The sequence below is a fragment of the Siminovitchia sp. FSL W7-1587 genome (assembly GCF_037963795.1).
GTDB classification, from domain to species: domain Bacteria; phylum Bacillota; class Bacilli; order Bacillales; family Bacillaceae_C; genus Siminovitchia; species Siminovitchia thermophila.
Map to the genome: position 1 here is coordinate 2,643,048 of NZ_CP150169.1, position 25,941 is coordinate 2,668,988.

Consider the following 25,941-nt stretch of genomic DNA (forward strand, 5'->3'; position numbering starts at 1 on the left):
GCAACCTCACTTCGAATCATGAAAAATAATTCCCAGTCCATAGCGTTTTCCGGAAGTAACAGTACTGACTCCATGGCGGATTTTCGTTTTATAATACCCTTTTTTACCGAAGAAAGGCCGATGGCTGGTGGGAAAAATGAGCGCCTCACCTTGTTCCAACGTAATGACATGACCCCGGCTTTGAGCACGTGGAATTTGCTCCACCAGTAAAAATTCTCCCCCGGCATAGTCATGATCCCTTTTGTTGAGTCCAAAGACTACTTGGAAGGGGAAGAATATATCTCCATATAAATCTTGGTGCAAACAATTAAATCCTCCTTTTTCATACTTTAGCATCAAGGGGGTTGGCCTCGTTTGTCCATATGATTCACATATTCTTAGAAAATCTTGTAGATGATCCGGAAATTGTGCAGGCTGGTTTAAGTAACCCGCCCATCTATTTGCTGTTTTAGCCAGTTCCACATACAACGACTCTCTTAATTGTTGTAGTGGGTCGGGCAGTGGATATAAAAAATATTTATACTCTCCATTACCAAAGCGGTATCTCTCCATACTGACAGTTGATCTGAATAACTCCTCTTGTTTATAAAACTCGATGAAAGAGGCGCATTCTTCTATCGTTAGCAGGGATGGAAGTTTTGCAAATCCAATTTTATCCAATTCTTTTTGAATCGACGCCCAATCTACATTTTGAATACGTGTCCTTATATTTAAAGACATTCAACCTCTCCCTTGTTCATGATTTTGTACAATCTAGTATAACGGCAGATGAAATAAAAAATAAGTTCTTTAGAACGTAATAGCAAGATATTGAAATTTTATCGGAGGATGATGTGATAATATGTACATCAATTCGGTATAAGGACATAAAAATGCTTGCCAGGATGAGGAGATGGATAACATGACATTCCGTACACTTGAAGATGACATCACCATAATGTTACCTGAAGATTTTGATCTGGAAGCGAATCTTGGGTATTTAACACGGGAAAAGAATGAATGCATGTATGAAATAGAGGATGGTTTTATAACGAAAGCCATTGCTATTGAAAAAGCTAGATTCTTAATACAAATAAGCGTTATCGCTAACAAACAGATGGTTATTCGTTTTTTGGATGCCGCCCAACCTGTTGAGGAGTGGCATAGGGAGAAGATTGTCAAATATATTCGCGAATGGTTTGATCTTGATCGAGATATAACGCCATTTTATAAAATAGCAGAAGCCGATCCGCTTCTTAAAACGCCTGTTGAAAAGTTTCGCGGCTTGCGGGTTATTGGGATTCCCGACTTATTTGAAGCCTTATGTTGGGGTGTATTGGGACAGCAAATTAATATCGCATTCGCATACACATTAAAAAAACAGCTTGTAGAAGCATTTGGGGAATGTATGGAATGGAAAGGAAAAAAATACTGGATTTTCCCGTCGTACAAGCAAATTTCACAACGAACCACCAGTGATTTTTCAAATATTAAAATGACGCTACGGAAAAGTGAATATGTGATTGGCATTGCTAAGCTAATGGAAAGTGGAGAGATATCGAAGGACGAGTTAATGAAAATGAGCTTTCAAGATGCCGAAAAGAAATTAATCCAGATTCGTGGCGTTGGTCCTTGGACGGCCCATTATGTTTTAATGCGTTGTCTTAGATTCGGTTCTGCTTTTCCAATCGATGATGTAGGTCTTATGAATGCAATAAAAGTACTGCGTAATATGGATCGAAAGCCAACCAAAAATGAAATAATGGCCTTATCGGCTTCATGGAAAAACTGGGAATCGTACGCTACTTTTTATTTATGGCGTACACTTTATTAGCGGGGAAGAGCCCGCAGCCGCGTGATCAGTGGAGACCAAGAAATAGCGTCTGGACCTTTTGTATCACCCTCACGTTTTGAAGTGGGAGTCATACGGCACCTTACATGCGGGATCAATTGTCCCAGTGTATCATACGCAAGCTTTTAGCGTAGTCAACATATGTGACTCCTGCGGGAATAGCTCGAGCTGAAGATCCCGCAGGAAAGCGATCTTTGCTTTCCGAGGAAGCTGAAGAGACCTGCGGAAAGCGAAATATGTTGACGTAGCGATGATAGGAATTTTTTTAACAAAAATAAGGGCTGGACATAACTCTGTAAAAATGAAATAAACCGCATGGAATCAAGTTTAAAACCTTGATTTCAGGCGGTTTTGTTTTCACGATCTTTCCAATTCTATCTCAGCCCCATTGTGCAATGATAAAGGAAGAATGAAACATCTTTATTGCGATCAGCTGTGTGAAATGAAAATGTTGTACAAAATTATCAAATATAAGCGTATGATCTATGGACCAAATGAATGGAACGTCACAAGTAACACGAACAGTCGGAATCCTCATGGTGCTCGTAGCGGGAGCCGGGACAAATAGGGAAAAGAACGCTCAAACTAACATCTCTGCGAGAATTTCATATGAGCGGATCCGGTCCTTTGGGTCAAAAACTTGTGAGTTAACGATGATTTCATCAGCTTCTGTTTCTTTTATAAATTCACGCAGCTTCTCACGAACGTGTTCAGGGCGGCCCACAATTGTGGAGCGCGCATCAAGGGTTCGTTCAACAGAGGCTTTTTCAAGCGGCGACCAAATTTCATCCATATTGTCAACAGGCGGTTTTAATTGAGACGGCATGTTGCGTATCAGATCCAAGAACTGCTGTTGCTGGGAAGTGGCAAGCCAAGCGGCTTTTTCATCTGTATCAGCGGCTATGACGTTAACGCCAACCATCACATAAGTGCGGGCTAACGTTTTCGATGGCCGAAAGTTATTTTTATAAAGCTGTATAGCCGGTATCGTGTATTGGGGAGCGAAATGGCTGGCAAAAGAAAAAGGGAATCCTTTATAAGCGGCGAGCCTGGCGCTAAAATCACTCGAGCCAAGGAGCCAGATTGGAATGTTGAGTCCTTCACCGGGAATGGCGCGGACCTGTGCTGTTCCATGAAAATACTCCTCCAACTCATCCACTTGCTGCGGGAACTCTTCAGCTCCCCTATTGAGTGTCCGTCTGAGTGCGTAAGCAGTCGCTTGATCGCTTCCCGGCGCACGACCGAGTCCTAAATCAATCCTTCCGGGATACAGCGATTCAAGGGTTCCAAATTGTTCAGCGATGACAAGAGTCGCATGGTTCGGGAGCATAATGCCGCCCGCACCCACTCGAATGGATTTCGTGGAGCCGGCAATATGGCCGATGAGGACCGATGTAGCGGAACTGGCAATACCGGGCATATTATGATGTTCGGCAAGCCAGTAGCGGTTAAATCCAAAGCTTTCGACAGTTCGTGCCAATTCAACACTGTTTTTAAAAGATTCTGTTGCCGTGCTTCCTTCGGTAATGGGAGCCAAATCAAGAACCGACAGCGGGATGCCGTCAAACAGTTTTATGTTAGGTGATTGTAACAATGGAATCACTCCTTGGTTTCTCTTATAAAAGATGATAAAGTGTTTGCAATAGCACGTCCAATGATCCGTTTTTCATATCGAGTCGAACGGAAGTTTTTGTCATTTGCCAATGATCATTTTCTCTTTTTGGAGGGATATTGTATGGAACGTTTATCGCAGGAAGAAGTAGCGGTGAAATTGCAAGAAAATAAAAATTGGAAACTTGTTGATGAAAAATGGATTACGAGAAAGTACCGTTTTCGCGACTACTTAAAAGGAATCGACTTTGTGAACAAAGTGGCACAAGCCTCGGAAAAAGCGCAACATCATCCATTTATATCAATCGACTACAAGCTTGTGACACTTAAAATTTCTTCTTGGCGAGCCCGTGGCTTAACGACACTGGACTTTGAAATGGCAGATCAATATGATCAATTTTATGAGGAGTGTACGAAAGAAAACTAGAATACTTTCCAATATGAAAAGTTAATGCTATCATTACTACAAGAATCATTCATATGCAAAAGCACTGGGGGAATCCTTGAAAAGGACTGAGAGAAGAGTGCGCACTCTGATACCCTTATCACCTGAACAGGTTGGAACCTGCGGAGGGAAGTGACATGCCGATTTATATGATAAATTTGGCCGCTTCCTTTATGGTAAGTGGTTTTTTTGTGTTTAAAGGGGGCATGTAGTTGAAGTTGATCGCTGTAACAAATGATAGGTGGCCGATCAAAAAGGTAGGACAAATAATGGTGGAAACAGAGCCGTTTGTCGATCATTTTATCATCAGGGAAAAATCAAAAACGGCTGATGAGTGTATGCAACTGATCCAGTTGGTATTGCGTGAGGGAGTCTCTTCTGAAAAACTGATCGTAAACGACCGGGTAGATGTAGCTGTTGCGGCAAATATCCGAAGGGTGCATCTTCCGGGGCACGGGTTGGATGTGCAAACGGTAAAAAGGTGTTTTCCCCGACTATTAGCAGGATGTTCTGTTCATTCCGCGGAGGAAGCCGATCAGGCAATCGCGGGCGGAGCTGATTGGCTATTATATGGACATGTATTTGAAACAGCCAGCAAAGGGCATCTGCCGCCGCGCGGACTTGAGGAGTTTTCAGAGATAAGTGTGAAATACGATGGCGCAGAGATTTATGCGATTGGGGGAATCAAACCGGAACATATCCCCGAACTGAATGCAGCAGGTGCCTCGGGGATAGCCGTGATGTCAGCGATTTTTGACAGCAAGGATCCATTATCTGCCGCAGCGGCTTATGATGACGCCAGGCAGGCAATCACTTGAGAGGGGGGAGCGAGATGGAAGTGAAATTAAACGGTCAGCTGTATGAGTTGCCTGAACATGTTACGACCATTCAAGAGCTGCTCGATCATCTTAAGTTGTCCAATCGAATTGTCATTGTCGAGGTAAATAAAGAGATTGTTCAAAAGTCCGATTATGGAAAGCACATTCGTGAACGAGATGAGATTGAAATGATTCATTTTGTAGGAGGAGGATAAGCATGTTAAAAATAGGAGAGAAAACATTTGACTCAAGATTATTGTTGGGTACAGGAAAATACCCTTCATTTGAAATACAAAAAGAAGCTGTTCGCGTGTCGGAAGCAGAGATTCTTACGTTCGCGGTAAGAAGAATGAACGTATTTGAACCGTCGCAGCCCAATTTCTTGGAAATGCTTGATTTGAAAAAGTATACCCTTCTTCCAAATACAGCCGGCGCTAAAACAGCGGAAGAAGCTGTCAGGACGGCACAACTTGCCCGTGCATCTGGATTATGCGATATGGTGAAAGTGGAGATTATCGGATGTGACCGATCATTGCTTCCTGACCCTGTTGAAACGTTGAAAGCTTCTGAAATGTTGTTGGAGGAAGGTTTTACTGTACTTACGTATACATCAGATGATGTTGTACTTGCCAAAAGATTGGAAGATCTGGGAGTCCACGCTGTCATGCCGGGCGCTTCCCCGATTGGCTCGGGACGGGGAATCTTAAATCCTTTAAATCTCAAATTTATTATTGAGCAATCATCTGTTCCGGTCATTATTGACGCAGGAATCGGTTCTCCGAAGGATGCGGCTTACGCAATGGAATTGGGAGCGGACGCCGTATTGTTAAACACTGCCGTTTCAGGAGCAAAGGATCCAGTGAAGATGGCCCTTGCTATGAAACTAGCCATTGAAGCAGGAAGGCTCGGATTTGAAGCCGGCCGGATCGAAGAGAGGGATTATGCGGTGCCGAGCAGTCCTATTGAAGGATTGCTTCCATCGTGAACAGCCGTTACTCGAGACAGGTACTGTTTGAACCGATCGGTGAAGCCGGTCAAAAGAAAATTTCTCAATCCCATATTTTAGTGATCGGAGCGGGGGCACTTGGATCTGCAAGTGCCGAAATGCTCGTTCGTGCAGGAGTAGGGAAGCTGACGATTGTAGATCGGGATATACTTGATTGGAGTAATTTGCAGAGACAGCAGCTTTATACCGAACAAGATGTGCTCGATCAGTTGCCAAAAGCGGTTGCGGCCAAAAAGCGGCTTGGCGAGATTAATAGTGAAGTCGACATTGAAACGATGGTTGCGGATGTAACAGCAGAAAATGCTGAAGAGCTTGTCAAAGGAAAGACGTTAATTGTGGATGCGACGGACAATATCGAAACGAGATTGTTAATGAATGACGCATCCAGAAAAGTAAATATACCGTTCTTTATGGGGGCTGTCGTCGCCAGCTACGGCTTGACCTATTCGATTGGGTGGAACGACCGTCCATGTCTCCATTGTCTGCTCAATACGCTTCCGCCGCAAACACTCACTTGTGATACAGCAGGGGTAATCAGCCCGATTATTCAAGTGGTAACAGCACATCAAGTAACCAATGTATTCAAATATATCGTGGGAGAAGAAGTAGATCACAGGCTCAAATCGTTTGATCTTTGGACGGGCGATCAAGCGGCAATTGATGTAAGACCGTTGCGTCGTCCAGATTGTCCAAGTTGTTCAGAACAAGCGACCTTTCCGTTTTTATCCAAAGAAAATCAAACAAAAACAGCGGTATTATGCGGACGGGATACAGTTCAACTCACACTGTCGCGTGAAAGGATGGTCGAGCCGCGCCTGCTTTCTGAAACCATTCGTCCGATTGTAACAGATCTTGTGTCTAACCCGCACCTTGTAGCCTGCCAATTTGACGGTCACCGGATTGTTTTGTTCCGTGATGGCCGTCTGCTTATTCATGGAACGAAAGATATTGTGAAAGCTAAATCGCTTGCGGCCAAACTGTTGGGGTAGACATTGGTCTGCGAAAGCGGATCTATTCTGTAAAGGATCAGTAAATTGAATAAAGAGATCGCGTCCAAAAGTCGATTGGACGCCTCTTTTTTAACCATTTTCATAAAGTTGGCAGAGGTGGGGAGGGCAAGCTCTCCCGCAAAATCAGTGTTATTATGTGAAATACTGCCTTTTATTTACACGGCAAAGGACGCATAATGTGGCCTACGAGACTCCGCCGTTGGCATAAAGACTTATCTTTGTAAAAGTGTTTCCTGAATAATAGGAATCTCAAGCGGCAGATTTCCTCATTTATTTGATCAATTTGCTTTTCTATTCATTCAAGTTATACAAGCTGTTGCTTTTGTTCTTTTAAATTATACATCCGTGCACAACGCACACCTCTTTGAAAGAAAAGAATTGTAATCCCTCGTACGAGCTACTGTTCTTTTTTGAGTTTGCGCTTTTAGGCAATTTGAGCTGGTTCCGAAAGAGAAAGAATCTGACATTAGGAAAGCTCAGTTGGAAAATGAAATGGACTGCAAAACATATCATTTCATGGGTCCAACTCTTCATTAGCTTGGTTATTTAGGGAGCGATTTTGATAATACTGCCTTTTTCCTGACAAGTATTTTCACGTTCGGCTCGAAAACGAGACCCTGTCCAGTCATGGCGCGCGCTTTTCTCCATGTTACTTCGTTTGTTTTCAGTTGCAAAATACATCTGCAGCTTTTATACTTATTATTAATAATTATTGGAAAATTAAATCATTAGAACAGCATTTCATATCCAGCGGTGGGGGAAGTTGAGTGAATGTCATCATTGCTCTTTCATGTTCAAAAACGAACATCAGGAAATTGCTTATGAAGCTGAAGACCCGCGGGAGTGATGGGAGGCTAAAGCTGACCTGCGAAAAAGCGTTCGCCTGTAAATAAGAATGATATCTGTCATTGGACATTTCGCTTGCTTTACAGTGATTGAATAATATTCACCAGCCTGTTGGGTGAATCCCAAAGAGAGGTTTTACTATATTCATAAGCATTCCAGCTTATCTTTTGCTCCATTTTGAATGGCTAGTGCTGTTACATCGAGTTAATGGTTATGATGAAATTGGTTAGTAGTGTTTTTTCAAAAAAAGGATTCATTGTATACGTTTTCTCTGCTATTTGTATTTGCCGTTCTTGCAGGTATCTTGGAAATGAAAGATGTCAAATAGGGGAAGGTGGTATTTTTGCAATTGAAGCGTTTGCCAGTCCTGATTTTGGCGACAAGCATTTTGTATATTCTTATTATTCCGACTGATCCCTTGCTGTTAAAATTGTTTTTTAAATTAATTCCAATGATACTCATTATCATGTACGCTTTCTTTACATTACCAAAGCAAAAAACAAAAGCACATTGGCTGCTTTTGATTGGCTTCGTTTTTTGTTCCATTGGTGATGGAACGATACATTGGTTTATTGTTGGTCTGACAGCCTTTTTAATTGGACATTTATTCTATATAGCTAGTTTTGCTTTTCAATGGAAGTTTTCCAAGTGGCGGATGGCATGTGTTCTTCCTCTCATTCTTTATTCCTGGGTGTTTGGAAGAGCATTAATTCAAGCACTTGCAAACTCTGGAGAACAGGCTCTCATTTTTCCGGTTAGCATTTATATGATTGCGATCGCAAGCATGACTTGGTTCGCTATTATGACTGGAAATGTTTATCTTGCCTTAGGGAGTATCTTATTTGTTATTTCAGATTCCATTTTAGCCTGGAATCGCTTTGTTTCTCCCGTACACTACGAGCATTTACTTGTCATGTCCACGTACTATGCCGCTCAATTTTTCATTGCTTACAGCATCAGGAGTAACAAAAAAGCAAATGCGCTTAGCATGGTAAGTTAACCCCGTTTTTGCATAAAATAATGGAAGTTTGAACGGATCGTGGATGTAATGTTCCATATTAGTACGAAAAAAGTACACTCGACTATTGGAAACCTCTTTCTCTTTCGCATGGATACCCTGGATTGATATTGTTTTTTTGATTAAACAACTACTTAATGGTAAAAAACGGGATTTGGTAACTTGTGAGCATATGGAAGTGACTGAAAATATAATTGAAAAAGATTATTGTTTACTAGTTTGGCAGAGAATAACTATGCTATACATCATGCATCGAAAGATGGAACTAAGGATAATAAAATATTAAATGAGTTAGATACACATTTTAAATGACCTTGGAAGTCGTTTTGCTCAAAAGTATTATGATTCGTGGCACAACAGAATTAGGTGATGATCTAGTAACAGGAATGACAGGTGATCTTTGGCCTTAGGTTCATCACCCCAGGAGCCGGAGGGCATGCCAGAGAAGGGCTATTGCCGCTCCGCTCCGAAGGCATCAGTTCTTTTACCTTGCCAAAGATATCCGTATTCATGCAGCCTGGATATCAGCTGGCCTGCCCATCCTTTCCCCGCCTTTTCCTCATAATCAAATACTTACCGCTAATCCGTAACCGACAAACAACCCTTTTGAGATTCAAAAAGTCATGAATGAAGAAAAAACGCCATGAGCAGACTAAACTTATCTGTCATTTTTGCCTGCTACAATAAAACCAAAATGTTATTGCTTCAAAAATCCTGTCGATGGGATGATACTCAGACCAGTTTATAAGGAGATTGAATTTGATTCAAATCTTATTTTAATCCGCTAAAGTTAAATCTGTTATTTGTGTCCATTTAAAGTACAGTGGTCTGATCAAAAGTTTGATTCACATGAAATAGCGGCAAAATCATATTCATTCAATTAACAACGGAAATGAATGAATTGGAATTCTCGCTTTATTGAAACATTTCCATAAACGTTTACAAAATCTTTACATTAAGTTGATTTACTTTTTACAGTATCTTAATATAACATGGTGAAAGAGCAAAAATATGTCGAAAAAAAGGGCTGAAGAAATGGATTTGCAAACAATTCTTTTCATGTTTTTTGGAGGACTCGGTATTTTCCTTTATGGCATCAAATCAATGGGTGATGGCCTTCAAAAAGCGGCGGGAGACGGACTTAGGGATTTGCTTGACCGTTTTACAACCAATCCCTTTTTGGGTGTATTAACGGGTATTGTTGTTACGGTTCTCCTGCAAACGAGTTCGGGGACAACTGTATTGACGATTGGCCTTGTGACAGCAGGATTTATGAATTTAAGGCAAGCGATTGGCGTCATCATGGGCGCCAATATTGGAACGACCACAACTGCATTTATTATTGGAATTAATATATCGGACTATGCCTTGCCAATTCTTGCATTGGGTGCCTTTTTGATATTCTTTTTTAAGAATCACAAGGTCAATAACTTTGGTCAAGTATTTTTCGGATTCGGTGCTTTGTTTTTTGGGCTGAACTTAATGGGTGACGCGATGAAGCCTATGCGTGATGCGCAGTTTTTTACAGATTTAACTGTCAGCTTCAGTGACAACCCGCTTCTTGGAGTACTGGCCGGCGTCGTGTTTACGGTTATTATCCAAAGTTCATCCGCCGCTATAGCCTTGTTGCAAACATTGTTTGACCAAGGGGCTATTAACTTGCATGCGGCTTTGCCGGTTTTATTTGGTGACAATATTGGAACAACCATTACAGCCGTGTTGGCTTCCATTGGCGCATCGGTGGCAGCCAAGCGCGCTGCGTTGACGCATGTCATTTTCAACGTCATTGGAACGACCATTGTGCTTATTTTATTTATTCCATTTACTCATTTTATCGAGTACATGCAGGCGAGCCTTGATTTGAATCCAAGAATGACGATCGCTTTTGCCCACGGGCTTTTTAACGTATCCAATACGATCCTGCAATTTCCGTTTATAGCAGTGCTTGCATGGATCGTAACCAAGCTTGTTCCCGGCGAAGATACGACAATTGAATATAAACCGGTTCATTTAGGTGAAAAGTTCATCCGCCAATCTCCTTCGGTTGCTCTTGGACAGGGGAAAAAAGAAGTCATTCGGATGGCGGAGCTGGTTGAAAAAGGAATGGAAGAAATTAAGGGCTATTATAAGACCAAGAGTAAAAAACATCGGGAATTGCTCCCGCAAATCGAAGATGCTTTAAACATCTTGGACAAAACTATTACAGATTACCTTGTTCAAATCTCTTATCACTCCTTGTCGGATCAAGACATAAAAATCCACAGTTCTCTCTTGAATACAGTCATCGACTTGGAGCGGATCGGGGATCACATTGAAAATATTACGGAACTCGTTGACAGTCAATTACAACAAAAGGTGAAATTTTCCGATTCGGCTATCAATGATTTGGACAGGATGTTTGATTTAACTATTTCTACGCTCCGTCAATCTATAGAGTCGCTTGAGGCCGATGATGAGTCGCGTGCACGGGCAGTGCTGGAGAAGGAGCAATTGATTAATAAAATGGAATGGGAATTACGCAAAAAACATATTCAACGCCTCAATGATAATTTATGTACAGGCACTGCAGGTATTGTCTATGTCGATATCGTCAGCAACCTTGAACGAATTGGAGACCACGCAGTCAACATCGCTGAAGCGGTCATCGGTGAAGCATAATAAAGTGAATTTTCAGTTAGTGGAGGGTTTAGCCTCATCAGATGTGGCATTTTTGACCCTCTAACTCCCACTGATAAGCATATGAAACACAAAGCTGGATATACATGGAGCTCAATGCTCTGCTCATATGATACCCGAATGAACGCAGAGTAGCTTTTCGCTCATACCGAAACATCGGGCTACTTCCAAAGCTAAAAGATCTACCACCGTGGAGACTGTTCCAGATGTAAAAAGCCAAAGGCAGTCCACCGAGTCTATTGGAATACGGTCTATGAAGAAATGAAGGAAAAAACAAAATCAGCCCTTGAATGTGAAAAGAACGCAGTAACCTACGATCGGCGCAAAGTCGAGGTAGAAAGCGCACTCCAGTCACAATCAAGGGCTATTAGTCGTTCAACTTATTCCCTTGCGAGGCCTTGAAAAGGTCCGCGTGGAATTCGAGATCGTGGCGCTGCCTCTTGAAAGTGGCGGGCATTCGCCAGTTTCTTTCAGGATGAGACCTCATAAATACAAAAACAGTCGCAGGAAAACGCATCGTTTTTTCTGCGACTGATTTTTTAAAGGGGCTTTTTAAACAAAGTCCATAGTTGTCTAGTGTAATCTATCAAATTACCCAATATTAAGAATGAGACTGAATTTTTTATTATAGGTAGGTGAATTATACGCTTTTTTTATTTATTAATACACTAATTAATGAAGGAAAAATTTAAAAGATTGGAGGGTAAATAGTAAATGCGAGCCAATCGTTGTTCTAATAATTGTTGTAGTTGTCCTATGTGTGATGAATGTGTTGTTGTCAACCATATAACATGCCCGACTGTCGTTGGAGCAACAGGGCCGACAGGACCCGCGGGACCGACAGGACCGAGGGGACCCACTGGCGACCCTGGACCTACAGGTGTGATCGGACCGACCGGAGAAATCGGACCTACTGGACCTGCAGGCCCGACCGGAGCGACAGGCCCAACCGGTCCGACTGGAGCAACCGGAGCGACGGGCCCGATTGGTCCGACCGGAGCAACCGGAGCGACAGGTCCACCTGGTCCAACCGGAGCAACCGGAGCGACAGGTCCACCTGGTCCAACCGGAGCAACCGGAGCGACAGGTCCAGCCGGTCCAACCGGAGCGACTGGAGCAACGGGTCCAATTGGTCCAACTGGAGCGACTGGAGCAACGGGTCCAGCCGGTCCGACCGGAGCCACAGGTCCAACCGGCCCGACCGGAGCAACCGGAGCGACGGGCCCGCCTGGTCCAACCGGAGCGACTGGAGCAACGGGTCCAATCGGTCCAACCGGAGCGACTGGAGCAACGGGTCCAATTGGTCCAACTGGAGCGACTGGAGCAACGGGTCCAGCCGGCCCAACCGGAGCGACTGGAGCGACGGGTCCAACGGGTCCAACCGGGGTGACGGGGGCAACGGGTCCAGCCGGCCCAACCGGAGCGAGGGGAGCGACGGGTCCAATTGGTCCAACCGGAGTGACTGGAGCGCCTGGTCCAACCGGCCCAACCGGAGCGGTAGGAGCAACGGGTCCAGTTGGTCCGACGGGACCTACTGGAGCGACAGGTCCAACGGGTCCAACCGGAGCGACTGGAGCAACGGGTCCAGCTGGCCCGACGGGTCCAACGGGAGCAACGGGTCCAACCGGTCCGACAGGAGCGACTGGAGCAACGGGTCCAACCGGTCCGATCGGAGTCACCGGAGCAACGGGTCCAATCGGTCCAACCGGAGTGACTGGAGCAACGGGTCCAACCGGTCCGATCGGAGTCACCGGAGCAACGGGTCCAACGGGTCCAACCGGAGCGACTGGAGCAACGGGTCCAACCGGAGCGACTGGAGCAACGGGAGCAACGGGTCCAACCGGTCCGACAGGAGCGAGGGGAGCAACGGGTCCAACCGGTCCGATAGGGGCCACCGGAGCAACGGGTCCAACCGGTCCAACCGGCCCAACCGGAGCGACGGGTCCAATTGGTCCGACCGGAGCCACCGGTGTAACGGGTCCAACCGGCCCGATAGGCGCAACTGGAGCGACAGGTCCAATTGGTCCAACGGGTCCAACCGGAGCAACGGGTCCAATTGGTCCGACCGGAGCCACCGGTGTAACGGGTCCAACCGGCCCGATAGGCGCAACTGGAGCGACGGGTCCAATTGGTCCAACCGGTCCAACCGGAGCAACGGGTCCAATTGGTCCGACCGGAGCCACCGGAGCCACCGGCGCAACGGGAGCAACGGGTCCAACTGGCCCAACCGGCCCGACCGGAGTAATCGGCCCAACCGGCTCGACGGGCCCAACAGGTCCTATTGGAGCGACGGGTCCAACCGGCCCGACGGGTCCAATTGGTGTAACGGGTCCAACCGGTCCGACGGGCCCAACCGGAGTAACGGGTCCAATCGGATTGACCGGCCCAACCGGTCCGACAGGCCCAACGGGAGCAACGGGTCCAATCGGGTTGACCGGCCCAACTGGTCCGACGGGTCCAACTGGCCCGACAGGTCCAACTGGTGCCACCGGAGCGACGGCGTCCATAGCTATTACAACTTATGGAGTATTTTACAGATCCACTCAAACAGGTATTTTAGCGGCGAATTCAATTATTCCTTTAACAACTACCGATCCAATTACCACTCCTGACCTTGTATTGGCAGCTAATGGAGGAGTACAAGTAAATACTGCTGGCTTATATTCGGTAACGTATATGGCAACTGGACAAAATGATACGAATTCGAGTACGGTCACCTTTGGTTTAAGTATAAATGGTGTTTTTACGCCTTCCTCTCAAATGACTACAAGCATATTTACTCCTGTAAATTTAGGCAGACAGCCTGGAACGAATACAATAATACTCAGACTTGCAGCGGGCAATATATTAACTCTGGTTGTTACCAACACAGCAGCTAATCAATTTTTTAATGGACCAAATGCTGCAAGTATCACTCTCGTTAGAATAGCTGACTAGCATAACAATCCAACAGTAAACTAGTGTTTATGCAATCGATCATGGCTTAATTTCACTTTAATACAACATCGAGAGTCTATTAGGTGGGGGAGAATCACGAAAATGTATAAAAAAAATGGGCGATCTCCTAGCAGTTATTATAATTGTCGTCATTGCTCTAAACTTAACTGCGCTTGCAGAATGGTAAACTTTATTGAATGTCCTACTCCACCGACGGGCCCAACTGGCCCGACGGGTCCAACCGGAGTGTCGGGCCCAGCCGGGTTGACCGGCCCAACCGGAGCAACGGGTCCAACCGGGACAACGGGTCCAACTGGGGCGATGGGCCCAACTGGCCCGATAGGAGAAGTTGGAACAACGGGTCTAACTGGTCCGACCGGAGCCACTGGGACAACGGGTCCAGCAGGTCCGACCGGCTCGACGGGCCCAACGGGTCTGACAGGAGGAATTGGAGCGACGGGTCCAACGGGGGCAACGGGCCCAACCGGCTCTATGGGCCCAACCGGTCCGAGCGAAGCAACGGGAGTAACGGGCTCAGCAGGACCGAGCGGAGCGACGGGAGTAACGGGTCCAACGGGTCTGATCGGAGCGACGGGGGTAACGGGTCCAGCAGGTCCGGGCGGAGCGACGGGAGTAACGGGTCCAGCAGGTCCGGGCGGAGCGACGGGAGTAACGGGTCCAGCAGGTCCGGGCGGAGCGACGGGAGTAACGGGCCTGGCAGGTCTGACCGGAGCGATGGGCCCAACTGGTTCGAGCGGAGCGACGGGAGTAACGGGCTCAGCAGGTCCGAGCGGAGCGACGGGAGTAACGGGTCCAGCAGGTCCGGGCGGAGCGACGGGAGTAACGGGTCCAGCAGGTCCGGGCGGAGCGCTAGGAGCCCCGGGTCCAGCTGGTCCGACTGGAGAAACGGGAGCCCCGGGTCCAACCGGTCCGAGCGGAGCGACGGGAGTAACGGGTCCAACCGGTCCGAGCGGAGCGACGGGAGTAACGGGTCCAGCAGGTCCGAGCGGAGCGACGGGAGCCCCGGGTCCAACCGGCCCGACCGGAGCGCTAGGGGCGACGGGCCCAATCGGTTCGACAGGTAGCATAGGAGCGACGGGTCCAATCGGTCCGACCGGATCGCTAGGAGCGACGGGTCCAATCGGTTCAACAGGTGGTATAGGAGCAACGGGTCCAACCGGTTCGACAGGTGGTATAGGAGCGACGGGTCCAATCGGTCCGACTGGAGCGCTAGGAGCGACGGGTCCAATCGGTTCGACAGGTGGTATAGGAGCGACGGGTCCAATCGGTCCGACTGGAGCGCTAGGAGCGATGGGCCCATTCGGTTTGACAGGTAGCATAGGAGCGACGGGTCCAACCGGTCCGACCGGAGCGCTAGGAGCGACGGGCCCAATCGGTTTGACAGGTGGTATAGGAGCGACGGGTCCAACCGGTCCGACCGGAGCGCTAGGGGCAACGGGTTCAACCGGTCCGACTGGAGCGCTAGGAGCGACGGGTCCAACCGGTCCGATCGGAGCGCTAGGGGCGACGGGCCCAACCGGCCCGATGGGAGTGATAGGAGCGACGGGCCCAACCGGCCCGATGGGAGTGATAGGAGCGACGGGGCCGACAGGCCCGACCGGAGCCACTGGAGCAATGGGTCCAACAGGAGCCATGGGAGAAACGGGGTCTACTGGTCCTCCCGGAGCCACTGGAGCAACGGGCCCAACTGGCCCGACAGGCGAAACGGGAACAACGGGCCCAACTGGCTCAACAGGTGACGTAGGAGCGGTGGGTCCAACCGGCTCGACCGGAGCCATTGGGAAAACGGGTCCAATCGGTCCTCCCGGAGCCACTGGAGCAACAGGGTTTACTGGTCCTCCCGGAGCCACTGGAGCAACGGGCCCAACTGGCCCGACGGGCAAAACGGGAGCAATGGGACCCACTGGCCCGACGGGCGACACAGGTGCAACTGGTTCAATTGGAATAACTGGACCTTTAGTTACAACTGCTGGGGTATTTTACAGACCAGTACCAACAAATGTTTTAGCGGCCAATTCCATTATTGCTATGCAAGTCACCGGACCAAACACCACTGGTGATCTGGTATTAGCAGCGAATGGCGGTGTGAGAGTAAATACGGCTGGTTTATATTCAGTAAGTTATATGGCGAACACAGAGAATAATGTTAATGCAAGCACTATAACCTTTGCATTAAATATAAATGGTGGCGCTGCCATACCTGCATCTAGAGTAACTACAAGCCCATTTACCACTAGAGACTTAGGAGCACAACCTGCTATGAATACCGTATTAGTCAGACTTGCAGCTGGAGATATTTTAACTATGATTGTTACATCCGCCTCAGCTAATCAATATTTCAGCGGGCCAAATTCGGCAAGTATCACTCTTGTTAGAATAGCTAATTAGCCTAACTGTCTAGATAGTTAAACTGAGTTTATGCAATCGATCTATATTTTTTAAACGTCATTGGGTTACCTAAAGTGGCATGAACACAACATTTCAATAATTGAAACTAAAGAATCTTATAAGAATTGTGATACTTATTCGAATGAGAATATCAACATAATATAAAAATAATTTAATGCAATTTTGACGCTATTTAAAATTACTAACCGTTAAAAAGAAAGTTGTAGATCATCTAGTCCAACTTTACTTTAGAGAATCTCTAGTGAAAGGTTCGGCTTTTTTAGTTAATATTCCGCTTAATTTTATTTTAAAACATCATGAAGAGTTCTATTAGGTGGAAAGGAGAATAGTAGAAATGTATAAAAAAAATGGGCGATCTCCTAGCGGTAATAACTCTCGTCATTGCTCTATACTTAACTGCAACTGCAAAAGGGTAAATTTTATTGAATGTCCCACTCCCGGCACTATGACCGGCCCAACCGGTGCGACCGGCGCGCCGGGTCCAACCGGCCCAACGGGTGCGACCGGAGTGACGGGTCCAACCGGTTCAACCGGCGCCCCCGGGGCAACCGGCCCAATCGGTGCGACCGGCGCCCCCGGGGCAACCGGCCCAATCGGTCCGATCGGCGCCCCCGGGGCAACCGGTCCAATCGGCCCGACCGGCGCCCCAGGCGCGCCGGGTCCAACCGTGACCGGCGCCATAGGAGCGACAGGCCCAGCCGGCGCCACAGGAGCGACAGGCTCAATCGGTGCGACCGGCGCCATAGGGACGACGGGGCCTGCCGGTCCGACTGGAGCGCTAGGAGCGCCGGGTCCAATCGGCCCGACCGGCGCCATAGGAGTCACCGGCTCAATCGGTGCGACCGGCGCCCCAGGCGCGCCGGGTCCAACAGGTGCGACCGGCGCCATAGGAGCAATAGGCGCCACCGGTGCGACCGGCGCCCCCGGGGCAGGCCCAACCGGCCCGACCGGCGCCATAGGAGTAACGGGTCCAACCGGCCCGACCGGCGCCATAGGAGTAACGGGTCCAACCGGTGCGACCGGCGCGCCGGGAGCAACGGGCCCAACTGGTTCGACCGGCGCCCCCGGGGCAACCGGCCCAATCGGTTCTACAGGCGCCCCCGGCGCCGCGGGCCCAATCGGTGCGACCGGCGCCATAGGAGTAACAGGTCCAACCGGGGCAACCGGCGCCCCCGGCGCGCCGGGTCCAATTGGTCCGACTGGAGCCCCCGGCGCCGCGGGCCCAACTGGTCCGACCGGCGCGCCGGGTCCCATCGGTGCGACCGGAGCGATAGGCTCAACCGGCGCGACCGGTCCGACCGGGTCAACAGGAGACCAAGGTCCAACCGGTTCTTCGGGAGCCATAGGCGCCCTGGGTCCAACTGGACCTACGGGAGCCCCAGGAGCCCTCGGGGCAACGGGCCCAATTGGACCTACGGGAGCCCCCGGCGCCGCGGGCCCAGCTGGTTTGACCGGAGCGATAGGCTCAACGGGCGCCACCGGTCCGACCGGCTCCCCAGGTGTAACAGGTTCAACCGGTGCGACCGGAGCGATAGGCTCAACGGGCCCAACCGGTGCGACCGGAGCGATAGGCTCAACGGGCCCAACTGGTGCGACCGGAGCGATAGGTTCAACGGGCCCAATCGGTGCGACCGGAGCGATAGGCTCAACGGGCCCAACCGGTGCGACCGGAGTTACAGGCTCAACGGGCCCAGCCGGTGCGACCGGAGCGATAGGTTCAACGGGCCCAATCGGTGTGACCGGAGTCACAGGCTCAACGGGCCCAACCGGTGCGACCGGAGCGATAGGTTCAACGGGCCCAATCGGTGCGACCGGAGTCACAGGCTCAACGGGCCCAACTGGTGCGTCCGGAGCGATAGGCTCAACCGGCGCGACCGGTCCGACCGGCGCGATAGGAGCGACCGGCGCCACTGGTCCGACCGGAGTCACCGGCGCCACCGGCGCGACCGGTCCGACCGGAGTCACCGGCGCGACCGGTCCAATCGGTCCGACCGGCGCTACGGGCGCCACCGGCCCAACCGGCGATACTGGTCCAACGGGTCCAATTGGGCTCGTTGGAGACATAGGCCCAACCGGTCCAACCGGCCCGACTGGCGCTACCGGAGTAACGGGTCCCACTGGACCGACGGGCGGAACCGGGGCAATTGGTTCAACTGGAATAACTGGACCTTTAGTTACTACTGCTGGTGTATTTTACAGGACCACTCAAACAGGTGTTTTAGCGGCAAACTCCATTATTCCTATGCAAATCACCGGACCCAATACAACTCCTGATTTAGTATTAACAGGGGGCGGTGTACGAGTAAACAATCCCGGCTTATATTCAGTAACTTATATGGCGAATACAGAAAATGATCTTACTGCGGGTATTGTTACCGTTGCTTTAAATATAAATGGCGGTGCTCCCATACCTTCCTCCATATTGACCTCAAGTCCATTTGCTGGTGCGGATTTAGGGAGACAGCCTGCTACCAATACGGTATTAATCAGATTTGCCGCTGGAGATCTATTAACTCTAATTGTTACCTCTGCAACACCTAACCAACTATTTCGAGGACCAAACCCTGCAAGTATAACACTTGTGAGAATAGCCAACTAACTAGCATCATGGAAAAAGCCATTGTTAGTTGAAAGTCTAAAGTTGGGAAATGCAAGGAGTTGAACTTACTTTTTATAGGTTACGAGCCCATGTTTCAAATGATTGGCTTATAGCTACTTTGCTAGACTTATAAAAAAGCAGGACCCTCACTTACTAAAAAAAGGAAAATACCCGATAAATGGATTCAAAAAGGATATCCCATAAATTTGTATTTAAATGATGGAACATTTCCCGTTACACATATCAGAAGAATTACCGTGTAAAGAGAAGTAAGTGAGTGAGGGTCGTCCAGTATCAGCTATTCCATTAACGAAGACGAAAGGAAAATATCGGATGAACAGATCAAAGCGTTTTTGTTAAAACTTATTTTTGGCGGGTGTACCGGGGATGGCTAACACGAATTGACTGTGATACTTCGCTGTCATCAGAACGCTGTTCAGCGAACTTGTAGTTTGATGATCTTTGAATATCGGCATAAGACATATTGTTATTGGGCGCAGCTTCTTCATTCAACCTTTCTTTTTTCGCCATGTTTACACCCCTTCCCGGTCGCTGAAATAAGGATTGTCGGTTGTTGAGAAATCAGATGCCTGTAAGCTTGCGTTTTTCTCCACACCATACAACGAAGGACTTTCTTCTTGATTATCCCGCTTTTTTTCAACCCCTGATTCCATAACGGACATGAAACCGTAACCAGTAGGACTTTGTTCAAGCACTACTTTCGGTGCGTTTTTCAACGATTTATACGGTTGCTTTTTTTTCATGACGAGCTCCCTCCGAATGGTCTATTTTCTCGTTATTTATGTTGCCCCGTCTGTCCATATCAATCCTTTTTTTATGGAATAAACTTTGTAAGCCAGGCAATATACAATGCCCCCGGAATAAACAATGCCTGCGCCAGGATTGTTCCGAGGAAGCGGGAGGCAATCATCATGACAGAAACACCTTTCAATTGAAGATAATTGCCTCTTTGATTCACGACATCGTCGGCCAACACCGATACTTTCGGGTCGACAAAAACAACAAGGAGAATAGTGGCTACGCCATTGATGAGTCCCGAAGACATGATGGTGGTGGCGCTTCTTTCGGGAGCGAGCAATGATGCATATAAGGCAGAAAGGACTCCCGTCGTATAAATCGCAGAAATGATCATATTCAATAAAAATAACCGGACAGGAACCTCTCTTATTTTGATTCCCTTTAAATAGGAGAGAGCGGGGGCGTGGATATGTTTGATCCCACGCCGTATGTATTTGATTGAAAATCCTTTGCGGAACAGTCCTGGGACCGATCCCCTCTCCTCGGAAAGATGAATAATGGCTCTGGAAAAAAGGGCAATGAATGTTGGGAGTAACAGGATTCCAAATATCGTTCCCAAAGTCGATGAACCGATAATGACGCGAAATTGATCTTCCACGAAGGCGAGAGCATTTTCTTCCGGGGCGTTATCAATCAGCCTCCCTGTAAACGGCTGTTGCATCATGTTCGCCAACCGGGAAACCGTTACCATTATGTTGAATAAAGATAGGGCGGAGGCAATCATCCGTACGCTGGCTCCCGAAAGCCTAACCGCATACGCTAAAATCTCAATCGAGTGAATGAGAAAAATAAATAATGCAATGAAAATGAGCGTTACTGTAAAAAGTTCCAAGTGATCTTCAACACCCTGCCAATATTATTTCGGTCTTATCAGCTTGTAAATATTTCCGATTTCGGCATATTCATTTCCAGCCAGGCGGGCGACAGGATTAAGTTTGTTGGTAAGAATATAGCCCCTTTTTTCATCATATACATCTTCAGCGATATGAATATAAATAATCCGCGCCAAGATGAGGTCAGCCGCTGTCACGCCTTCATCATTTTTTATTTCATATTGATGCTCCACCTTGCACTCGAATCGCACCTTCGCCTCGGCAACGGCCGGAACATTTACTTTTGTGCTTTTAGTGGTTTGGAGGGAAGTCAGTTCCAATTCACTTTCACCAGCCGGCAAGGTTGCTGCTGTTTCGTTGACATCCTTAATGATATGATCTGTGCTGATATGTACAACTAATTCCCCGCTGGACACCGCATTCCGGGAAGTGTCCTTCATGTCCCCGTTTTTTCTGCCGATGGATAGCGAGATAATCGGCGGTTTGCTGGAAACGACATTAAAGAAGCTGAAAGGAGCCGCATTGATCACTCCTTTTTCCGTAGAAACCGTTGTGACGAAAGCAATTGGCCGCGGGGCAATCGTCCCCGTCATCAGTTTATATACATCTTTCGCTGCCAGTTCATCTGGGTTAAAAGTCAGCACGATTCACATCCTCCCCACTCATCATAACTACATACTGAATTTTATGGTACACGGTTCTGATCAAAAAGGAAACGGTTACGCTTTATTTGGCGGGTTCTCATGTATGCCTTCAAACCGCGCAATCGTCTATACCATGAAGAAAAAAAGCCTGTAGAGAAAAATGTTTTTTCTCTACAAGCTGAGAATGAGCCGCGGGCTCTTCCTTTTTAACTGTTTATATGCTCTTTGACAGCATTTTTAATATTGTTTTCGGTAATATGCCAATGGGAAGTATTCCATACGGCCTTTTCATCTTTAAGAAGAAAGATTTGCGGCGATTCATGTTTGATGTCGAGGTCGCTCGCAATTTGATTGGAGACGGTTCGGCTTTCACTTACGATTAAGAAATACTTATTCATGTCTGTTGAAAAGCTTTCGTATTCTTTAAAGGCGTTGGCGCTGACCGGGCATGTTGAACTGTGTTTAAAAATGAATACGGGTTCTTCGTTCGTTTGGTGCAAGACTTTTTCCCATTCATCTGTTTTTGTGAGTTGTATCAGAGTAGACATGTTTCTCATCCTTTCATTCTTTGTTTTATTATGGCAGATTTGCCAGATTCATTCATGTTTTGTGCTTTTTTCTCGTTTTTATGTACGGAGAAATGAATGTGAATAAGATCTTGCCGGGGTCTTTTCAAACTGCCGCTTTTTACGGGTTGTTACGAGGCTCTTGCCGCAAAAACCGGTGCCACATGGTTCGGGAAAATGCCACTGACAGTATCGCTTTGAAAAGTGCGCCTGTATCGTTAAGAGTCTTTTTGCGTATGATGTTCTATTACCTAATGCGCAGAAGCAATGATTCGGGCAAAAATGACGTCTAAAATATGATAAAATAGGTTAGATATAGAGTAGGGAAATAAAGGATAGAAAGAAGGTAAGCATCAATATTTTGGTACCAGTTAATAAAAGCGATATCCAGAGAATGTTCAACCCCATCGTCTATCGGCGGGGAAGGGAATATTATTTTCAAGATCGGGTGGGGAAGCTACACTTTGAACATTCAAACGGTACTTGCTGGGCAAACGTAGAGGGCAGTCATTCTTATTTGGTTGAAATACAATTGAATAAAAATCCGGATCATATGGCCATGTTTTGCGACTGTAAAGCATATTTGCGATATGATGAATGCAAACATATCGTGGCGGTCATGTTGAAATTGTGCGAAAAAGAAGCAGAAGTGATCAACATGGTGGGATACACGGATAACGGGAAATATTTTGCTGTTGAAGAACTGCTTGAATCAGTTGGCACCGCGCCTGCTGAGCCTCCCGTTTCATCGTTTGGAAAACCGATGAAAATCGAGTACCATTGCGACTTTTCCAATCCTCAAGCTTTGTTTATAGAGATAAAAGCGGGAGTGGACCATTTATATGTTGTCCGTAATGTGAGTGAATTCATCGAGAACGTAAAGGGAGGCCGTGAACATCTTTTTACACCAAAATTTACTTACAGTCCTGAAGAACATGTTGTAAGTTCGGCTGATCAGGAAATATTATACGAGCTTTTGGCAATGATCGAAAACGAAAGGCTGTATGCAGATGGCATCCGTTACCAATACTCAAGCAATGCGATTTATTCTACAGCCCGTTCCATCATGATTCCTCCGCTGTTTGCCAAGTCGCTTTTGAAAAAATTGACTAAGAGAAAAACCGTCAGTAAACTGGACAATCGTTCTTTCTCGGAATTAAAGTTGTTGGATGAACCACTGCCTTTTCAGTTTGAACTCGACAAAAATGAAAAAAAGGAATTGGAACTTTTTTTGCCGCATATGGAAAATGCCATATTCATGAAGCCATATGAGCTTGTTTTTATGAATGGAAGAATTTTTTACCCAGCTCCTAACATTTTGCCGCTTATCGAAAAAATATTTGACATCGAAAATAAAACGAACCGTGTGTTCATACCGTCTGAGAAGGCAGATGCATTTGCTTCCGAAGTGCTCCCAATGCTGAAAAAAGTTGGTACTGTTCAAGTGGCGGAAAAAGTGAAAGAACAAATTATTCAAGCGCCGCTCACGGCAAAGTTGTACCTCGACTTGGAAGAAGATACGATCAAGGCCAGGCTGGAATACCACTATGGCGACTTTTTGGTTGATCCGTTTCAACCTCAGGGGCAGGATGGAACTATTTTAATCAGGGACGTGGATAAAGAGCAGGAAATCATGACCATTATGGAGAACGCAAAGATGAAATATAACGGGAAGGAGCTCCATCTGCAACTGGATGAAGAGGAGCTGTACGATTTTATATTTACAATCTTGCCGGCACTGGGAGAACGATGTGAATTGTATATGACCAATAGCCTGCGTCTGTTGGTTATGGAAGAACAGCCCGTCCCGAAAACAGAAGTTCGCACGGATGAATCTTTCGGCTTGTTAGAAATCAGCTTTCAAATGGATGGGGTCGATCAAGAAGAAATTGCCAAGATTATGGAAACTGCCATTGAAAAGAAACGGTTTTACAAGCTTAAAAGCGGAGCGTTTTTATCTCTTGAAACCGATGAATTTCGATCACTTCAGGAAATGTTTACCGATCTCCATATTCAGAGTGGGGAAGTAGCGAAAGGCACATTGGAAGTGCCCATTTATAGGGGTATGCAATTGGATGAAACTCTTCGCACAAAAAAGCAGTACGACCCTTCTTTCCGCAAGCTGCTTGACCACTTAAACAATCCTGAAGAACAGGTTTTTCCACTCCCCGAAGGGCTCAATGCTTCCATGCGGGAATATCAAAAAACCGGTTATCAATGGTTCCGATCATTATCCCATTATCATTTGGGCGGAATATTGGCAGATGACATGGGGCTTGGAAAAACACTCCAAAGCATAGCCTATTTATTGTCGGTGATCGAAGGGAACAAGCATTTAATCGTCGCACCCGCATCGTTAATTTATAATTGGCAGAGCGAATGGGAGAAATTTGCGCCTGGTGTTAAAACAGTCGTCATCTCGGGAACGCCCGAGAGCCGTGAAAAAATGTTAAATACCGAAGATGCCCACATCTTTATCACTTCTTATTCAACGCTTCGCCAAGATATTCAGCTGTACAAAGATAAGCAGTTTCATACGTTAATTTTAGATGAAGCCCAGTTTATTAAAAATTACTCAACGAAAGCGGCTTCGGCTGTCCGGGAAATCCGCGCAACGAGGAAGTTTGCATTAAGCGGGACACCAATTGAAAATTCAGTTGATGAATTATGGGGCATTTTTCAGGCCATTTTGCCCGGTCTGTTTCCGGGGCTGAAAGACTTTAAAAAGATGGAGCCTAAAAAAATAGCGAACATGATCAGGCCTTTTATATTGCGCAGGCTTAAATCCGATGTGTTAAAAGAACTTCCCGAGAAGATTGAATCAACCCATATTCTGGAATTATCAAAGGAACAAAAGGAGTTATACGTTGGTTATTTGCAACGTATCCAGCAAGAAACGGCCGCCTCTTTGCAAGAAGAAGGATTCCAAAAAAGTCGGATGAAAATTTTGGCGGGCATTACAAGATTGCGTCAACTGTGCTGTCATCCACTGCTCTTTTTGGAGAACTTTCAAGGAACGTCGGGAAAATTGGAGCAGCTTTTGGAAATAGTCGAAAATTCTATTGCGAACGGGAAACGGCTCCTCATTTTCTCTCAATTTACGAGCATGCTGGACATCATTCAAACCGAGTTGACAAAATCCGGCTATCCGCATTTTTATTTAAACGGCAAAACCCCTTCGCAGGAACGTTTGCGCATGAGCCAGCAGTTTAATGAAGGGGAGAAGGCCATTTTCCTCATCTCGCTGAAGGCGGGCGGCACCGGGCTCAATCTGACAGCAGCCGATACGGTGATTTTGTATGACTTGTGGTGGAATCCGGCTGTAGAAGACCAAGCGGCGGGAAGAGCCCATCGCTTTGGACAAAAAAACGTGGTTCAAGTGATCAGATTGATTACGAAAGGAACCATTGAAGAAAAAATTTATCAATTGCAGCAAAAGAAAAGAGAGCTGATTGAACAAGTTATTCAGCCCGGAGAAACAATGCTGTCCAGCCTATCTGAAGAAGATATAAAAGAAATATTGAGCATGTAGGGGCTGGGACTTGCGTTGAAAACTGATTGATATTCGTAAAAATCGAGAATAAAAACCGCGTGAAGTCAAGAGATTTTTAAACTTGATTCCATGCGGTTTATTCATTTTTAGAGGGTTCTGTCCCGGCCTCGTTTTGATTTGGGTGTATTGGAAGTAAGAAAAGATAGACCCTTCCAAATGAGTCTAATTATCAATCATTATGTCGGAATATTGAATAATATGATTGTAACTGCAAATTATTTTCGATAATTTCTTCAATATTGTAAAGTGATCTTCGTCTGTTTCATTGAATATATTCCTTAAAGTGGTCAATGGTCTGC

Annotated in this window: 18 protein-coding genes, 1 pseudogene and 1 riboswitch; of the genes and pseudogenes, 12 read left to right on the plus strand and 7 right to left on the minus strand. The window is 46.9% G+C overall.

Annotation, left to right across the window (positions count from 1 at the left end; genetic code table 11):
- Nucleotides 1-6 precede the first annotated feature (6 nt).
- Complete coding sequence (locus tag NST31_RS12410) at nt 7-720, minus strand: 2OG-Fe(II) oxygenase (protein ID WP_339160913.1); 714 nt, start codon at nt 718-720, stop codon at nt 7-9.
- A gap of 181 nt (nt 721-901) precedes the next feature.
- Between NST31_RS12410 and NST31_RS12415 the strand changes: the two genes are divergently transcribed.
- On the plus strand, nt 902-1,813 hold the full coding sequence (locus tag NST31_RS12415; protein ID WP_339160914.1) for a DNA-3-methyladenine glycosylase: 912 nt from the start codon (nt 902-904) through the stop codon (nt 1,811-1,813).
- A gap of 598 nt (nt 1,814-2,411) precedes the next feature.
- Here NST31_RS12415 and NST31_RS12420 read toward each other — a convergent pair.
- Nucleotides 2,412-3,425 carry an LLM class flavin-dependent oxidoreductase gene (locus NST31_RS12420; RefSeq protein WP_339160916.1) on the minus strand — a complete coding sequence of 338 codons (1,014 nt, stop codon included), beginning with the start codon at nt 3,423-3,425 and terminating at the stop codon, nt 2,412-2,414.
- Between the two features lie 141 nt (nt 3,426-3,566).
- On the opposite strand from NST31_RS12420, the gene NST31_RS12425 reads away from it, so the two are divergent.
- The 10 genes and pseudogenes from NST31_RS12425 (at nt 3,567) to NST31_RS12470 (ending at nt 19,227) form a co-directional block, all read left to right on the plus strand.
- Nucleotides 3,567-3,869 (plus strand): 4a-hydroxytetrahydrobiopterin dehydratase, encoded by a 303-nt coding sequence (locus tag NST31_RS12425; RefSeq protein ID WP_339160918.1) that lies wholly within the window; start codon nt 3,567-3,569, stop codon nt 3,867-3,869.
- Nucleotides 3,870-3,925: 56 nt separating this feature from the next.
- Nucleotides 3,926-4,035, plus strand: a riboswitch (TPP riboswitch).
- Nucleotides 4,036-4,099: 64 nt separating this feature from the next.
- On the plus strand, nt 4,100-4,705 hold the full coding sequence (locus NST31_RS12430; protein WP_339160921.1) for a thiamine phosphate synthase: 606 nt from the start codon (nt 4,100-4,102) through the stop codon (nt 4,703-4,705).
- A 14-nt stretch (nt 4,706-4,719) separates the two neighbouring features.
- A complete protein-coding gene (gene thiS, locus NST31_RS12435) occupies nt 4,720-4,920 on the plus strand; it encodes a sulfur carrier protein ThiS (protein ID WP_339160924.1) in 201 nt (66 codons plus the stop codon).
- A 2-nt stretch (nt 4,921-4,922) separates the two neighbouring features.
- Complete coding sequence (locus NST31_RS12440; RefSeq protein WP_339160926.1) at nt 4,923-5,690, plus strand: thiazole synthase; 768 nt, start codon at nt 4,923-4,925, stop codon at nt 5,688-5,690.
- Nucleotides 5,687-6,700: a ThiF family adenylyltransferase gene (locus NST31_RS12445; protein ID WP_339160929.1), complete on the plus strand. Its 1,014-nt coding sequence runs from the start codon at nt 5,687-5,689 to the stop codon at nt 6,698-6,700. Before NST31_RS12440 ends, NST31_RS12445 begins: the two co-directional genes overlap by 4 nt.
- Before the next feature lie 1,210 nt (nt 6,701-7,910).
- Complete coding sequence (locus tag NST31_RS12450; protein WP_339160933.1) at nt 7,911-8,567, plus strand: lysoplasmalogenase; 657 nt, start codon at nt 7,911-7,913, stop codon at nt 8,565-8,567.
- Nucleotides 8,568-9,620: 1,053 nt separating this feature from the next.
- Entirely contained in the window at nt 9,621-11,243 is a 1,623-nt protein-coding gene (locus NST31_RS12455; protein ID WP_339165547.1) for a Na/Pi cotransporter family protein, read from the plus strand.
- An 825-nt stretch (nt 11,244-12,068) separates the two neighbouring features.
- Nucleotides 12,069-14,198: pseudogene (locus tag NST31_RS12460) on the plus strand (collagen-like protein); the annotation flags it as partial.
- Between the two features lie 102 nt (nt 14,199-14,300).
- The gene (locus NST31_RS12465; protein WP_339160936.1) at nt 14,301-16,607 is read left to right on the plus strand and encodes a collagen-like protein; all 2,307 of its coding nucleotides are present in this window, start codon (nt 14,301-14,303) and stop codon (nt 16,605-16,607) included.
- A gap of 355 nt (nt 16,608-16,962) precedes the next feature.
- Nucleotides 16,963-19,227 (plus strand): collagen-like protein, encoded by a 2,265-nt coding sequence (locus NST31_RS12470; protein WP_339160938.1) that lies wholly within the window; start codon nt 16,963-16,965, stop codon nt 19,225-19,227.
- Nucleotides 19,228-19,590: 363 nt separating this feature from the next.
- Here NST31_RS12470 and NST31_RS12475 read toward each other — a convergent pair whose 3' ends face one another.
- The 5 genes from NST31_RS12475 to ytxJ all read right to left on the minus strand — a co-directional run bounded on the left by NST31_RS12475 (nt 19,591) and on the right by ytxJ (nt 22,071).
- Nucleotides 19,591-19,758 carry a hypothetical protein gene (locus NST31_RS12475; protein WP_339160940.1) on the minus strand — a complete coding sequence of 56 codons (168 nt, stop codon included), beginning with the start codon at nt 19,756-19,758 and terminating at the stop codon, nt 19,591-19,593.
- Between the two features lie 2 nt (nt 19,759-19,760).
- Nucleotides 19,761-19,991 (minus strand): hypothetical protein, encoded by a 231-nt coding sequence (locus NST31_RS12480; protein ID WP_339160941.1) that lies wholly within the window; start codon nt 19,989-19,991, stop codon nt 19,761-19,763.
- Between the two features lie 71 nt (nt 19,992-20,062).
- Nucleotides 20,063-20,878 carry a lipid II flippase Amj family protein gene (locus tag NST31_RS12485; RefSeq protein WP_339160944.1) on the minus strand — a complete coding sequence of 272 codons (816 nt, stop codon included), beginning with the start codon at nt 20,876-20,878 and terminating at the stop codon, nt 20,063-20,065.
- Between the two features lie 24 nt (nt 20,879-20,902).
- The gene (locus tag NST31_RS12490) at nt 20,903-21,472 is read right to left on the minus strand and encodes a flavin reductase family protein (protein ID WP_339165549.1); all 570 of its coding nucleotides are present in this window, start codon (nt 21,470-21,472) and stop codon (nt 20,903-20,905) included.
- Between the two features lie 257 nt (nt 21,473-21,729).
- On the minus strand, nt 21,730-22,071 hold the full coding sequence (gene ytxJ, locus NST31_RS12495; protein ID WP_339160946.1) for a bacillithiol system redox-active protein YtxJ: 342 nt from the start codon (nt 22,069-22,071) through the stop codon (nt 21,730-21,732).
- Nucleotides 22,072-22,450: 379 nt separating this feature from the next.
- Between ytxJ and NST31_RS12500 the strand changes: the two genes are divergently transcribed.
- Nucleotides 22,451-25,621, plus strand: coding sequence for a DEAD/DEAH box helicase (locus NST31_RS12500; RefSeq protein WP_339160949.1), 3,171 nt, complete (start codon nt 22,451-22,453; stop codon nt 25,619-25,621).
- Nucleotides 25,622-25,941 lie beyond the last annotated feature (320 nt).

Excerpts from the sequence above, each read along its gene's own strand:
- NST31_RS12410 (WP_339160913.1), bottom strand. The coding sequence starts at position 720 with ATGTCTTTAAATATAAGGACACGTATTCAAAATGTAGATTGGGCGTCG.
- NST31_RS12415 (WP_339160914.1), top strand. The coding sequence starts at position 902 with ATGACATTCCGTACACTTGAAGATGACATCACCATAATGTTACCTGAA.
- NST31_RS12425 (WP_339160918.1), top strand. The coding sequence starts at position 3,567 with ATGGAACGTTTATCGCAGGAAGAAGTAGCGGTGAAATTGCAAGAAAAT.
- thiS (WP_339160924.1), top strand. The coding sequence starts at position 4,720 with ATGGAAGTGAAATTAAACGGTCAGCTGTATGAGTTGCCTGAACATGTT.
- NST31_RS12440 (WP_339160926.1), top strand. The coding sequence starts at position 4,923 with ATGTTAAAAATAGGAGAGAAAACATTTGACTCAAGATTATTGTTGGGT.
- NST31_RS12455 (WP_339165547.1), top strand. The coding sequence starts at position 9,621 with ATGGATTTGCAAACAATTCTTTTCATGTTTTTTGGAGGACTCGGTATT.
- NST31_RS12465 (WP_339160936.1), top strand. The coding sequence starts at position 14,301 with ATGTATAAAAAAAATGGGCGATCTCCTAGCAGTTATTATAATTGTCGT.
- NST31_RS12470 (WP_339160938.1), top strand. The coding sequence starts at position 16,963 with ATGTATAAAAAAAATGGGCGATCTCCTAGCGGTAATAACTCTCGTCAT.
- NST31_RS12475 (WP_339160940.1), bottom strand. The coding sequence starts at position 19,758 with ATGGCGAAAAAAGAAAGGTTGAATGAAGAAGCTGCGCCCAATAACAAT.
- NST31_RS12480 (WP_339160941.1), bottom strand. The coding sequence starts at position 19,991 with ATGAAAAAAAAGCAACCGTATAAATCGTTGAAAAACGCACCGAAAGTA.
- NST31_RS12490 (WP_339165549.1), bottom strand. The coding sequence starts at position 21,472 with ATGACGGGGACGATTGCCCCGCGGCCAATTGCTTTCGTCACAACGGTT.
- ytxJ (WP_339160946.1), bottom strand. The coding sequence starts at position 22,071 with ATGTCTACTCTGATACAACTCACAAAAACAGATGAATGGGAAAAAGTC.